The organism is Pseudomonas sp. TE3910 (assembly GCF_056279025.1).
Genome location: NZ_JBWBQN010000001.1, coordinates 2,403,854 through 2,417,354 on the forward strand (window position 1 = coordinate 2,403,854; position 13,501 = coordinate 2,417,354).

A 13,501-nucleotide genomic window follows, 5' to 3' on the forward strand; every position below is an offset into this window, starting at 1 on the left:
CCCAGACCTTGCGTGGAGGCCGGGCGATGAGGTCATTGGTTTACACGCGCTCGATCGCCAGCGCCAAGCCTTGGCCAACCCCGACACACATGGTTGCCAAGCCTTTACGGCCACCGGTTTTTTCCAGTTGGTGCAGCGCGGTCAGAATCAAGCGCGCGCCACTCATGCCCAATGGATGCCCCAAGGCGATGGCGCCGCCGTTGGGGTTGACCTGCGGTGCATCATCCGCCAGCCCCAACTCACGCAGAACAGCCAAGCCTTGGCTGGCGAATGCCTCATTGAGCTCGATGACGTCGAAGTCGGTCACGGCCAGGCCAAGACGCTCGACCAGCTTGCGCACAGCAGGCACCGGACCAATACCCATGACACGTGGTGCAACACCGGCACTGGCCATGCCCAGCACGCGCGCACGCGGCGTCAGGCCGTGTTTTTTCACTGCTTCGGCTGATGCCAGGATCATCGCCGCAGCACCATCGTTGACGCCCGAAGCGTTGCCTGCGGTAACAGTCTTGTCCGGACCATTGACCGGCTTGAGCCTGGTCAGTGCTTCCAGCGTGGTATCGGCACGTGGGTGTTCGTCCTGCTCGACAACCGTCTCGCCCTTCTTGTGCGCAATACGCACCGGCACGATTTCCTCGGCGAAGAAGCCGGCGGCCTGGGCCTGGGCGGTACGCTGCTGACTGCGCAGGGCAAAGGCGTCCTGATCGGCACGCGACACCTGATAGTCATCTGCTACGTTGTCGGCAGTCTGCGGCATGGCATCGACACCGTACTGGGCTTTCATCAACGGGTTGATGAAGCGCCAGCCAATGGTGGTGTCTTCCAGCTTCATGTTGCGCGAGTAGGCGCTATCGGCCTTGCCCATGACGAACGGGGCACGCGACATCGACTCGACGCCACCGGCAATTGCCAGTTCCATCTCGCCGCTGGCAATGGCGCGGAAGGCTGTACCGACCGCATCCATGCCCGAGGCACAGAGGCGGTTAAGGGTTACACCCGGCACACTGTCCGGCAGGCCAGCCAGCAACAGTGCCATACGGGCAACGTTGCGGTTGTCTTCGCCGGCCTGGTTGGCGCAGCCCAGGAACACTTCATCGATCTGGTCCCACTGTACCGACGGGTTGCGTTCGATCAGCGCCTTGAGCGGCACGGCTGCCAGGTCATCGGCACGCACACTGGCCAAACCGCCACCGAAACGACCGATGGGGGTACGAATTGCATCGCAAATAAAGACGTCACGCATTAGGCTTCTCCTGGGGCTTGGCCATGAGCGGCCGCCGTACGCGCTTCCAGATCACGCAGGGCAGTCAGTTCAACTTCGCTAGGCTCGGCAGTCTGCGCTACGTTTTCGGCAAAACGGATCGGCCAGCCAGTCGCGGCGATAATCTGTTCACGGGTAACACCCGGGTGGATCGAGGTCACCACAAACTCGTTGGTACCCGCTTCCGGTTCCATGATGCACAGGTCGGTGATGATGCCTACCGGCCCTTCACCTGGCAGCCCCAGGCGTTTGCGCGAGTCACCGCCTTCGCCATGACCGACTGAGGTGATGAAGTCCAGCTTGTCGACGAACGCACGCGACGACTGCTTGAGGATGATCAGCACTTGTTTGGCGGAGCCGGCAATTTCTGGTGCGCCACCTGCACCTGGCAGGCGAACCTTGGGTTGATGGTAATCACCCACCACCGTGGTGTTGATGTTGCCGAAGCGGTCGACCTGGGCAGCACCAAGGAAGCCCACGTCAATACGCCCGCCCTGCAGCCAGTAGCGGAAAATTTCGCCGGTCGGCACAACGGTATCAGCGGTCTCGGCCAGTTCACCGTCACCGATGGACAGCGGCAGGACAGTCGGCTTGGCACCAATCGGGCCCGACTCATAAATCAGTACCACGTCCGGGGACGAGGTCAGCCGCGCCAGGTTGGCGGCCTTGGATGGCAGGCCAATGCCAACGAAGCATACGGCACCATTGCGCAGACGACGGGCTGCGGCGACGGTCATCATTTCATTGGTGGAGTAGCTCATTATTCAGCCTCCGAAGCGCTGGCCAGTTTTGCCTTGAACGCGTTGAAATCAGCAGTGCCGCGGATGTATTCATTGATCCAGGCGGTGAAGGTCTCACGGTTGCGGGCGATAGGGTCCCAGGCCTGGTAGAAACGGTTGTCACGCTCGTAGTAGCCATGGGCATAGGACGGGTGCGCGCCCCCAGGAACCAGGCAGACAGCAGACAGAGCCCAGGTCGGCAGAACGCAAGCGTTCATCGGCGCATTCAGGTCGTCGACGATCTCTTCGACGGTGACGATGCAGCGCTTGGCAGCCAGGGCGGCCTCTTTCTGCACACCGAGGATGCCCCACAGCAGCACGTTGCCCTTGCGGTCGGCTTTCTGCGCGTGGATCACCGTGACATCGGGGCGTACCGACGGCACCGCAGCCAGCACTTCACCGGTGAACGGACAGGTGACGCTCTTGATCAGCGGGTTGACCTTCGGCAGGTCAGAACCGGCGTAAGCACGCAACACTGCAAATGGCAGACCGGAAGCACCTGCAACATAGGCGTTGGCCAGGTCAGCGTGGCTGTGCTCTTCGATTTCCATGGCCTGCGGCCATTGTTTTTCCACCGCATCGCGCAGGCGGTGCAAGGAACCTACACCTGGGTTACCGCCCCAGGAGAAGATCAGTTTCTTGGCACAACCGGCACCGATCAGTTGATCGTAGATCAAGTCAGGCGTCATACGAACCAGGGTCAGATTCTTCTTGCCCTGACGAATGATTTCATGACCGGCCGCGGTCGGGATCAAATGTGTGAAGCCTTCGAGAGCGACGCTATCGCCATCGTTGACGAACTGCTTCACGGCGTCGTGGAGCGAGAGGATTTCAGCCATTACAGACTCCTGGTATTCGCTGAAGTCGAAGGAGGATTGACCTCAGATTAAGGCCGTCCAGAACGCGGTTCAATCCGATAATCGACTAAGCGTTCGATAATCGAACCGATTGTTCCTACTCCAATCACTGCCTGCGCGCTCTCCTGCAGGCAACGCCTGCAGGGCCGGAAATGGAGGGGGTCAATCAGCGGCCGACCCTGTCGAGGATCGGCCGCAATGCGCTATCAGGTCGCGTCAGCGTGGCTAACCAGGCCCTTCATGATCACCGCCACCGTAGGCCAGGCCAGCAGGGATCACCAATGCGGTCAGTACCTGCTCGAAGTTCCAGCCAAGCCCTAGCAGCGTTGCCCCCATCCAGGCACCGAGGATCGCGCCGAACCGACCGATACCCAGCATCCACGACACGCCTGTGGCACGCCCCTGGGTTGGGTAGAAACGCGCTGCCAACGACGGCATGGCCGATTGCGCACCGTTAACGCACATGCCCGCAATCAATACCAGCGTCGCCAACAGGGTGATATCGCCAAGGCTCTGCCCTACTGCGTAGGCAAAGACGCCTGCCAGCAGGTAGAACACGCCGATGACCTTGTGCGGGTTGAAACGGTCCATCGCCCAACCCACCGCGACGGCGCTCAGCACACCACCAAACTGGAACAGCGCACCAATGAACGCTGCCTGCTCCATGCTGGCGCCACTTTCGCGCATCAGGGTCGGCAACCAACTGGTCAGCAGGTACACGATCACCAGGCCCATGAAGTAAGTGAGCCACAACAGCAGGGTGCCAATGCTGTAGGTTCCGGAGAAAATCACCGCGAACACATTGCGCGCCTTGACCGTTTTCTGCTCAGGAACACTGAAGCTTGCGGCCTGGGCGACCGTAACCGGGTCAATGGGGGAAAGGGTCTTGCGTACTTTGTCGTTACCACGGTTGCGAACTACCAGGTAACGCGCTGACTCCGGTAACCAGGCCAGCAGCACCAACGCCAACAGCAAGGGCAGAACACCCCCAATCAGCAGCAGGCTATGCCAGCCAAACACGGGAATCAGCTTGGCAGAAATAAAACCACCACCGGCCATGCCCAGGTTGAAACCACAGAACATGCTGGTGACCAGCAGCGACTTGTGCCGCTCAGGGGTGTACTCAGACAGCAGCGTTGTGGCATTGGGCATACCGGCACCAAGCCCCAGGCCTGTCAGGAAGCGCAGCACCAGCAACTGATCGACATTGCTGCTATACGCCGAAGCAAGGCTGAAGGCACCAAACAGAATCACTGCCCCCCACCAGCACTACCTTGCGCCCAAAACGATCAGCAAGCGGGCCAGAACCCAAGGCGCCGAAAACCATGCCGATCAACGCGGCACTCATGACCGGCCCCAGGCTGGCACGGTCGATACCCCAATCCTGGGATAACGCGGGCGCGATAAAGCCCATGGCGGCGGTATCCAAACCATCCAGGAAAACGATCAAGAAACACAGAACAACCACACGCCATTGGTAGCGTGAGAGGGGTTGTGCATTGATGAAGGACTGCACATCAAGGCAGTTTCCAACTGAAGCTTGAGGACTGTTCATTATTGTTATCCAGAAAAAATGCGTGAAAGTACGCATGCGCGCGTAAACGGCACAGACGGATGGAGGACGCAGTCTTTTCGGGGGCTCAGCTTCCGCGCAGGACGCGGTCGGACAGGTGTGCGGGAACAGGAAGGATAGTATTCATGGGGCTTGGCCTCTCGCTCATTATTATGTTCGAGCAGTCGGGCTACTCGATGCGAGGGACATTAATCAGGCACCCAATAGCGCGCAATTCGACAAACGCAACTCTGTGCGTTTATCGAACAACATTGAACAGCCCACTCAAGCGAACAGTTGCGCACTCAGATCACGACTGGCCGCCAACATGATGGGCAGGAACCGCTGTTCCAGTTCGCTGCGACTGACACGCCCGGCATGTGTACTGACATTCAAGGCTGCCAGCACCTGGCCCGACGAATCGTAGACCGGTACAGCGATCGAGCGCAGGCCCTGCTCCAACTCCTGATCGACAATACACCAGCCTTGCTGGCGAACCTGCTGCAAGCATTCAAGCAGCGCCTCTGGATCACGAATGGTTCGACTGGTCTTGGCCTGTAAATCCGCGTGTTCCAGGTACTCATGCAAGGTGGCATCGTCAAGTGCCGCCAGCAGGATCCTGCCCATCGAGGTGCAATAAGCCGGTAGCCGCCCGCCCACCGACAGGTCCACTGAAATCAGCCGCTGTACCGTGGCCGAACGCGCGATGTACAGGATATCGTCGCCTTCCAGCGTGGCCATGTTGCAGGCTTCATGCAACTGGTCACTCATACGGTCCAGATATGGCTGGGCCGACACTGCCAACGGCGTGGACGACAGGTAGGCATGCCCCAGGGTCAGCACTTTGGGAAGCAGCGAATAGGTACGGCCGTCCGTGGTCGCATACCCTAGTTTGATCAAGGTATGCAGGCAGCGGCGCACCGCAGCACGGGGGATCTCGGTACGGTGACTGATCTGGGCAATGGTCAGATGGCGCTTGCGCTCCTGAAAAGCCTGCACGACCGCCAGCCCCCTGGCCAACGAAGTCATAAAGTCCGGGTCGCCAGTAAATGCCTGGATGCGCTTGGCCGGCGAAGCCACGATCGGGGGTGCCAACGAAGCAAAGGAGCTTCGCAGCTGGTCGTTGAGTCCTGGCCCTTTAGGCTGTAGTTCGTCGTTCATGGCTTACCTCGGCAAAACGCTCACGAGTGCGATTATCGAACCATCGACCGATAATCGCAATTGACCGCACCCCACAATTGCTTATACCTTTCTCCAGCCACCATGTGGCTTCTTGGAGAGACTGGTCAGGTACCCACCGTAGAAGTCCCAGGCACGGCCTTGCTCTCGAAGCGAGGCCGTTTTTTATTTTTTGCAGCGACTCAACAACCCGTTCAGCGCATGTATGGACGATCATCATTTACGTTCATGAATGCGCAACAGAACTTTGTTGTTGCAGCCGAGGCAGTACCGAACGATAGAGTTATTCAACTCACTTGCTATAATCCAACTTACGTTTGGATGACACGGTAGTGCACGCCGTCACTCGAGCCTCATGCAAATGTGCTCAACGGCTCGACGACAGCGCCTTGAAAGCTTCAAAATACGCGTGGTCATCCGTTTACCCGGAAATACCCCGGACTGCCCACGGTGTTTCATACACAATTGTCGCGTATGAAGCCTGCCTGCGGGACAGCATCCGCCTTAACACCAGAGTGTCATTTCAACTATCAGGTAACAACTGTGACGAAAGATGAACTGCGCGCGGAACTTGAGCGCCAGGAACAACGTTACAAGGAAGTTTACGGTGGTGAAGTAACCACCTACGCGGCCCAGCCCGACCCGGAACGCAAACCGTGGCGCAAACGCGCCAGCGTTCTTGACCAGGCATTTGCCCAGGAACTGCAGAAAATGGAAAAGGAGCTCAAGGCCGAGGAGCCTTAGCATCGTTTTCAAACCGCCTACCCGCCTTGCCCTGAGGGCTCTTATCGGGTATGCGTGCAGCGCCATAGCTGGAGGAGTCTTGCGCTGGATCAGTTAACGGTTACGTAATCTCACAAATTTCATACAAACGTATGATTTTTTTGAGCTCGTTTAAAATCCTTGATTTCGCGGAATTTAACCGCAATTTCACCGAAATTTATCCGCCTGAACCCGCAAACCCTCTTTTTTCACCGTCGCGATCCATCGCTGGACAGGTACTTACCGACCAGCAGCTAGTGCATCGATTACCGATGATTTCTGGCATAATCGCGCCCCCTTATGACCGGGTCAGAAAACCTTCATGATCGAATTATTCAGCGGACTTGATGCCTGGGTCCTGGTAAGCCTGCTGCTTGCCTTGACCTTCGTGCTCGCATTCGAGTTCATCAATGGCTTTCATGACACCGCCAACGCGGTTGCCACAGTCATCTATACCAAAGCCATGCCACCGCACCTGGCCGTGTTCTTTTCCGGCGTGTTCAACTTTCTCGGTGTTCTGCTCGGCGGCGTCGGGGTGGCTTACGCCATCGTCCACCTGCTGCCGGTAGAACTGCTGATCAATGTGAACACCGGTCACGGCCTGGCCATGGTCTTTTCGCTGCTGGCCGCGGCGATCACCTGGAACCTGGGCACCTGGTACTTCGGGATTCCGGCATCCAGCTCCCATACCCTGATCGGCTCGATCCTGGGCGTAGGCCTGGCCAACGCGATGCTCAACGACATTCCGCTGGGTGATGGCGTCAACTGGCAGAAAGCAATCGATATCGCCATGTCGCTGGTATTGTCGCCAATGGCCGGCTTCCTGGTCGCCGCACTGGTGCTGCTTGCCCTGAAATGGTGGCGCCCGCTGTCGAAGATGCACAAGACCCCGGAGACACGCCGCCAGGTCGACGACAAGAAACACCCACCGTTCTGGAACCGCCTGGTATTGGTCATTTCAGCCATGGGCGTCAGCTTTGTACACGGTTCCAACGACGGCCAGAAAGGTATTGGCCTGATCATGCTGGTACTGATCGGCATCGTCCCGGCGCAGTTCGTCCTCGACCTGAACAGCACCACCTACCAGATCGAGCGCACCCGCGACGCAACCCTGCACCTGAGCCAGTTCTATCAGCGCAACAACGCTACCCTTGGCGAGTTCCTCGCACTGGGCAAGGCAAAGAATGGCGACCTGCCGGAGCAGTTCAGTTGCAACCCGCAGCAGACCGAACCGACCATCAATGCCCTGACACAATCGCTCGCGGGCGTCTCCGACTACCACTCGCTGTCGCCTGAAAAGCGCGTCGAAGTGCGACGCTACCTGCTTTGCCTGGACGACACCGCGAAGAAGGTCGGCAAGCTGCCGAACCTGCAAGCGCGTGAAAAAGCCGACCTGGAGAAGCTGCGTAAAGACCTCACCGCCACCACCGAGTACGCGCCGTTCTGGGTAATCCTGGCTGTCGCCCTGGCACTGGGTGTCGGGACCATGGTTGGCTGGAAACGGGTTGTACTGACCATTGGCGAAAAAATCGGCAAGCAAGGCATGACCTACGCCCAGGGCATGTCGGCACAGATCACCGCAGCCTGCGCCATCGGCATGGCCAACGTGTTCAGCCTGCCCGTGTCGACCACCCATGTACTGTCCTCTGGCGTTGCCGGCACCATGGTCGCGAACAAGAGCGGCCTGCAAGGCGGCACTGTCCGCACCATCCTTCTGGCCTGGGTATTGACCTTGCCAGCATCGATGTCGCTGGCAGCCGGGCTGTTCTGGCTGGCATCCAAAGCCATCGCCTGACCCGTAGCCGCACAGTAAAGAAAGGCGCCTCACGGCGCCTTTCTTATGCTTGAAAGCTCCCCAGCACTAGCGGCGCTTACTCCCCAGCAACGACCCCATCAGCCCCCTTACCAACTGCCGCCCCAACTGACCGGCCGCCTGGCGCACTGCCGACTTGATCGCCTGCCCTGCAGCACTCTGTAAAAACTCACCGGCTTTATCGGCAAAACTGTCCGCACTGGCTGCAGACACCTGCTCCGGCACTGGCGCAGTACCTTTACGTGCCGACAACATTTCATAAGCCGATTCGCGGTCTATCGGCTTATCGTAACGACCGGCCAGCGGCGAAGTTGCAATCAGATGTGCTCGCTGCGCGTCACTCAATGGCCCGATACGTGACTGCGGTGGCGCAATCCGCACGCGCTGAACCATCCCGGGCGTTCCCTTCTCCTGCAGGGTTCCCACCAATGCTTCCCCGATCTCAAGCTCCGTGAGCACTGAAAGCGTGTCAAACGCCGGATTAGGCCGAAAGCCATCCGCTACGGCCTTGAGCGATTTCTGCTCTTTGGTGGTAAATGCACGCAAGCCATGCTGGATACGCAACCCCAACTGAGCCAGAACATCGTCAGGCAGATCTCCCGGCGACTGGGTAACAAAGTAGACCCCAACGCCTTTGGAGCGGATCAACCGAACCACCTGCTCCAAGCGCTCTTGCAATGCCTTTGGCGTTCCGCTGAACAACAGGTGCGCCTCATCAAAGAACAATGCCAACAGGGGTTTGTCTGCGTCGCCACGTTCAGGCAACTGCTCAAACAGTTCGGCCAGGAGCCAGAGCAGGAAGGTTGCGTACACCTTTGGCGCCTCATGCACCAGACGACTGGCATCCAGCAGGTGGATACGCCCGCGCCCATCGGCAGCCGGCTGCAAAAGGTCTTCCAGTTGCAGCGCAGGCTCACCAAACAGCGCCTCGGCGCCCTGCTGCTCAAGACTGGCCAGACGACGCAAGAGCGCCTGGCTGGAGCCGCTGGTCATCAATGCTGCATCGTCGCCCAATACCTGCGGATTGTCCTTCAAGTGCGCAAGCAGTGCCTTGAGGTCCTTGAGGTCAAGAAGCAGTAACCCTTCTCGATCCGCCACCTTGAACGCGGCATACAGCGCGGCTTGCTGGCTGTCTGTCAGCTCCAGCAAGTTACCCAACAGTAGCGGCCCCATCTCGCTGAGCGTCGTGCGCAAGGGGTGGCCCGACTGGCCGTGAACATCCCACAAGGTAACCGGGTAGGCCTGCGGGCGATGCTCAAGCCACGGCATCGAGGCGATGCGCTCGGCGACTTTCCCCTGCGGATCACCCTCTGCGCCGAGGCCGCACAAGTCACCTTTGACATCGGCGGCAAACACCGCCACACCCGCGTCGCTAAAAGCCTCGGCCAAGTGCTGTAACGTCACGGTCTTTCCGGTACCCGTGGCACCCGCCACCAGCCCGTGACGGTTGGTCAGACGCAGCGCCTGAACGACGGGCTGACCATCAACATCTGCGCCCAGTACGACGTGTGCGGAGTCAGTCATTATTTTTTCTTCCTCTATTCAAGCTTTGCATGAAAGCGGTCGATAGCTAGGTGTGATGCACCGCACCAAAAGCCAGAAAAAGACCCGACAAGGACATCGGCCCCTGCACTGCTTTGAAGCTGTTCTTTGTGCGACAGACCCGGATTAGAAGACCTTAGCGGACATATACGTTATGAACAAAAGCCTCCGTTTCAGCCATAAGATCCTAATGGCCGCTTCATTGATCGTCATGATCGCCTTCGCCCTCTTTACCTTGTACAACGATTACCTGCAGCGTAATGCGATTCGCGATGATCTGAAAAACTATCTTGAGGAAATGGGCGAATCCACATCGACCAACATCAAGAACCTGTTTGACGGTCGTATTCTGCTGGTACAAAACGCGGCCCAGAACATCGCCGCCTTCCCCAATCAAGAAGCCATCGGCACGATACTCGGCCAACAATCGCTTGTTTCAAGCTTCCTGACGGTTTACCTGGGCGACATCAATGGTGGCTTCACCATTCGTCCGCTGACCAAGATGCCCGACGGTTACGACCCACGTGTTCGCCCTTGGTACAAGGATGGCCTGGCAGCCAATGGCCCGATCCTGACCGAACCTTACATCGACGCCAGCACCGGCAAGATGGTGATTTCCGTGGTGGTTACGGCAGCCCGTAATATCGGCGTGGTCGGCGGTGACCTGGCCCTCGACGGCCTGACAGAGATCATCAATTCGCTGAACTTTGGCGGCATGGGCTATGCCTTCCTGGTGAACGATCAGGGCAAAATCCTGGTGCACCCCGACAAAAACCTGGTGATGAAGTCACTGTCGGACCTGTTCCCGCAGAACACCCCAAGCCTCACCAAGGAAATGAGCGAAGTCGAGCTTAACGGCCGCACCCGCGTACTGAGCTTTGCGCCAGTCAAAGGCCTGCCGTCAGCCAACTGGTACATCGGCCTGTCCATCGACAAGGAGAAAGCCTATGCCATGCTCAGCAAATTCCGCACCTCGGCGATCATCGCCACCCTGGTCGCCATCGTTATCATCATCGCCCTGCTAGGCCTGCTGATTCGCATGCTGTTGCAACCCTTGAACATCATGACCAAGGCAATGGAAGACATTGCTGAAGGTGAAGGTGACCTGACAAAACGCCTGAACATTCACAACCACGATGAGTTCGGCACCCTGGGCAAGGCATTCAACCGTTTCGTCGAGCGCATCCACGGCTCTATTCGCGAAGTGTCTTCGGCGACCCAACAGGTCAACGAAGTGGCGTTGCGTGTAATCAGCGCCTCAAACTCGTCGATGGTCAACTCTGACGAACAGTCCAACCGCACCAACAGCGTTGCCGCAGCAATCAATCAGTTGGGTGCCGCCGCCCAGGAAATCGCCCATAACGCTGCGCAGGCCTCACAACAGGCCAGCTCTGCACGGCACCTGGCCGAAGAAGGTCAGCAGGTGGTCGACCGCAATATCCAGGCCATGAATCGCCTGTCTGACCTGATCTGCACGTCCAGCGCCCACATCGAGACGCTCAACAACAAGACGGTCAACATTGGCCAAATCCTTGAAGTCATCACCAGCATCTCCCAGCAAACCAACCTGCTGGCACTCAACGCAGCGATCGAAGCTGCGCGAGCGGGCGAGGCCGGTCGAGGTTTTGCGGTGGTTGCCGATGAAGTTCGCAACCTGGCACACCGCACGCAAGAGTCGGCACAACAGGTGCAGAACATGATTGAGGAGTTGCAGGTTGGCGCCCGTGAGTCGGTTGACACCATGAGTCAGAGCCAGCGCCACAGCCAGGACAGCGTGTCGATCGCCAACCAGGCAGGCGAGCGCCTGAGCAGCGTGACACAGCGCATCGGCGAGATTGACGGCATGAACCAATCGGTCGCTACCGCCACTGAAGAGCAGACGGCGGTTGTCGACTCGATCAACATGGACATCAATGAAATCAACATGCTCAACCAGGAAGGTGTCGAGAACCTGCAATCGACCCTGCGCGCCTGCTCAGACCTGGAACAACAGGCTACCCGCTTGAAACACCTGGTCGGCAGCTTCCGCATCTAACGCCACCTGCAGGCAGCGACGCCCGTCGCTGCCTGCCCTCCCCCCGCACACCCAACCGACCACACCTGCAGTCTCTGGCGCGAAGCGCGGACGGATGGCTCATACCGAAATCGCGCTAAACCACCGAATCAGTTGAACACCACGGTTTTGTTGCCGTGCACCAGTACGCGATCTTCCAGGTGATAACGCAGGCCACGGGCCAGCACCATCTTCTCGACATCCCGGCCGAAACGAACCATGTCTTCAATGGTGTCGCTATGGCTGACGCGCACCACATCCTGTTCAATGATCGGGCCGGCATCCAGCTCTTCAGTGACATAGTGGCAGGTTGCACCGATCAGCTTCACGCCGCGCACTGCCGCCTGGTGGTAGGGTTTGGCGCCAACGAACGACGGCAGGAAACTGTGGTGAATATTGATCACCTTCTGCGCATATTCCTGACACAGCTGTGGTGGCAGGATTTGCATGTAGCGCGCCAGCACGACCACATCGGCGGCATGCTCTTTGACCAGGCGCGAAACCTCGGCAAATGCAGGCTGCTTGTCTTGAGGGTCGACAGGGACATGGAAGAACGGGATGCCGTGCCACTCAACCATGCTGCGCAGGTCGTTGTGGTTGGAAATCACGCACGGAATCTCGCAATCCAGCTCATTGCTGTGAAAACGGTGAAGCAGGTCGGCCAGGCAATGGGACTCGCGACTGGCCATCAACACCACACGCTTCTTCTGGTCGGTATCGGTGATCCGCCAAACCATGGAGAACTCTTCTGCGATAGGCGCGAAGGCCTCGCGGAAAGCCTCGATACCAAACGGCAGGGTTTCAGCGCGAATTTCGTGACGCATGAAGAACCAGCCGCTCAATTCATCGGAATGGTGGCTCGCTTCGTTGATCCAGCCGTTGTAGGACGCCAGGAAATTACTGACTTTGGCGACGATGCCGACGCGGTCGGGGCACGCAATCACCAGCCGATAGGTGCGCATGAAAATGGACTCCAGAACTTCGCAAAGGTGCTCATTCTAACGATTGCCCAGCAAAACTGCAGTAATGATTGCAACTGCCGGGTCGGCTGATGGACGGTGGCCGCAAGGTCTTCGACCACTGGCGCTACGCCAGCTGCGACAAAAAGTTACTTGTTCCAAGACACTTTAAGTTTGTAAATTTCTACCTGACAGATTCCAGACATTAAAATGCGTTCATGTGATTTTCGAGTTTAATGTTTACTTGACGAAAACCTCTGACTATTATTGCGGCACTGTTTCCCTTTCCACCAAGGATTGCCCCATGTCCCTGATCAACGAATACCGCGCTACAGAAGAAGCCATCAAAGAACTGCAGGCCCGTCTGAAAAACCTGTCGGAAGACGACAAACTACAGAAAGAGCTGGAGTTCGAAGGCAAATTGCGCGAGCTGATGGGCGAGTATCAAAAGTCGCTGCGCGACATCATTGCCCTGCTGGACCCAGAAGCCAAACTGAACAAAGCACCACGTGGCGCGGTGAAAACCACCGGTACCAAGCGCGCGCGCAAGGTCAAACAATACAAGAACCCACATAACGGCGAAGTCATCGAAACCAAAGGTGGCAACCACAAGACACTGAAAGAGTGGAAAGCCAAGTGGGGCGGCGACGTGGTTGAAGGCTGGGCAACGCTGCTCGGTTAATCACGACCGGCATATACTGATGCCTGTAATAAAAACGCCAGCATGCTGGCGTTTTTTATGTT

At 58.0% G+C, this 13,501-nt stretch carries 10 protein-coding genes and 2 pseudogenes; 5 read left to right on the forward strand and 7 right to left on the reverse strand.

Translation table 11 applies throughout. The features are described 5' to 3' along the window. Positions 1-40: 40 nt before the first annotated feature. The 5 genes and pseudogenes from pcaF to pcaR all read right to left on the reverse strand — a co-directional run bounded on the left by pcaF (position 41) and on the right by pcaR (position 5,610). A complete protein-coding gene (gene pcaF, locus ACZ9H3_RS10875) occupies positions 41-1,243 on the reverse strand; it encodes a 3-oxoadipyl-CoA thiolase (protein ID WP_065758704.1) in 1,203 nt (400 codons plus the stop codon). Then, on the reverse strand, positions 1,243-2,025 hold the full coding sequence (locus ACZ9H3_RS10880) for a CoA-transferase subunit beta (RefSeq protein WP_176717404.1): 783 nt from the start codon (positions 2,023-2,025) through the stop codon (positions 1,243-1,245). Before ACZ9H3_RS10880 ends, pcaF begins: the two co-directional genes overlap by 1 nt. After that, positions 2,022-2,879 carry a CoA transferase subunit A gene (locus ACZ9H3_RS10885; RefSeq protein WP_476220733.1) on the reverse strand — a complete coding sequence of 286 codons (858 nt, stop codon included), beginning with the start codon at positions 2,877-2,879 and terminating at the stop codon, positions 2,022-2,024. Before ACZ9H3_RS10885 ends, ACZ9H3_RS10880 begins: the two co-directional genes overlap by 4 nt. Before the next feature lie 224 nt (positions 2,880-3,103). Beyond that, positions 3,104-4,452, reverse strand: a pseudogene (pcaK, locus tag ACZ9H3_RS10890) (4-hydroxybenzoate transporter PcaK). A 282-nt stretch (positions 4,453-4,734) separates the two neighbouring features. After that, complete coding sequence (gene pcaR / locus ACZ9H3_RS10895; RefSeq protein ID WP_065758708.1) at positions 4,735-5,610, reverse strand: pca regulon transcriptional regulator PcaR; 876 nt, start codon at positions 5,608-5,610, stop codon at positions 4,735-4,737. A gap of 561 nt (positions 5,611-6,171) precedes the next feature. On the opposite strand from pcaR, the gene ACZ9H3_RS10900 reads away from it, so the two are divergent. Then, positions 6,172-6,372, forward strand: coding sequence for a hypothetical protein (locus ACZ9H3_RS10900; protein ID WP_065758709.1), 201 nt, complete (start codon positions 6,172-6,174; stop codon positions 6,370-6,372). Positions 6,373-6,712: 340 nt separating this feature from the next. Further along, positions 6,713-8,185, forward strand: a complete 1,473-nt coding sequence (locus ACZ9H3_RS10905; RefSeq protein ID WP_099775678.1) for an inorganic phosphate transporter — start codon at positions 6,713-6,715, stop codon at positions 8,183-8,185. Between the two features lie 66 nt (positions 8,186-8,251). Here ACZ9H3_RS10905 and ACZ9H3_RS10910 read toward each other — a convergent pair whose 3' ends face one another. Beyond that, on the reverse strand, positions 8,252-9,727 hold the full coding sequence (locus tag ACZ9H3_RS10910; protein WP_476220735.1) for a helicase HerA-like domain-containing protein: 1,476 nt from the start codon (positions 9,725-9,727) through the stop codon (positions 8,252-8,254). Between the two features lie 229 nt (positions 9,728-9,956). On the opposite strand from ACZ9H3_RS10910, the pseudogene ACZ9H3_RS10915 reads away from it, so the two are divergent. Both ACZ9H3_RS10915 and ACZ9H3_RS10920 read left to right on the forward strand, forming a co-directional pair. Continuing rightward, positions 9,957-10,922 (forward strand): annotated as a pseudogene (locus ACZ9H3_RS10915) (HAMP domain-containing protein); the annotation flags it as partial. A gap of 93 nt (positions 10,923-11,015) precedes the next feature. Continuing rightward, positions 11,016-11,780 (forward strand): methyl-accepting chemotaxis protein, encoded by a 765-nt coding sequence (locus ACZ9H3_RS10920; RefSeq protein WP_371917216.1) that lies wholly within the window; start codon positions 11,016-11,018, stop codon positions 11,778-11,780. Between the two features lie 128 nt (positions 11,781-11,908). Here the strand turns inward: ACZ9H3_RS10920 and purU are convergent, their stop codons facing one another. Continuing rightward, on the reverse strand, positions 11,909-12,760 hold the full coding sequence (gene purU / locus ACZ9H3_RS10925; protein ID WP_065761852.1) for a formyltetrahydrofolate deformylase: 852 nt from the start codon (positions 12,758-12,760) through the stop codon (positions 11,909-11,911). A 301-nt stretch (positions 12,761-13,061) separates the two neighbouring features. Here purU and mvaT point away from each other — a divergent pair, with 301 nt between their 5' ends. Then, entirely contained in the window at positions 13,062-13,439 is a 378-nt protein-coding gene (gene mvaT / locus ACZ9H3_RS10930) for a histone-like nucleoid-structuring protein MvaT (protein WP_065761853.1), read from the forward strand. The last annotated feature ends 62 nt before the right edge of the window (positions 13,440-13,501 follow it).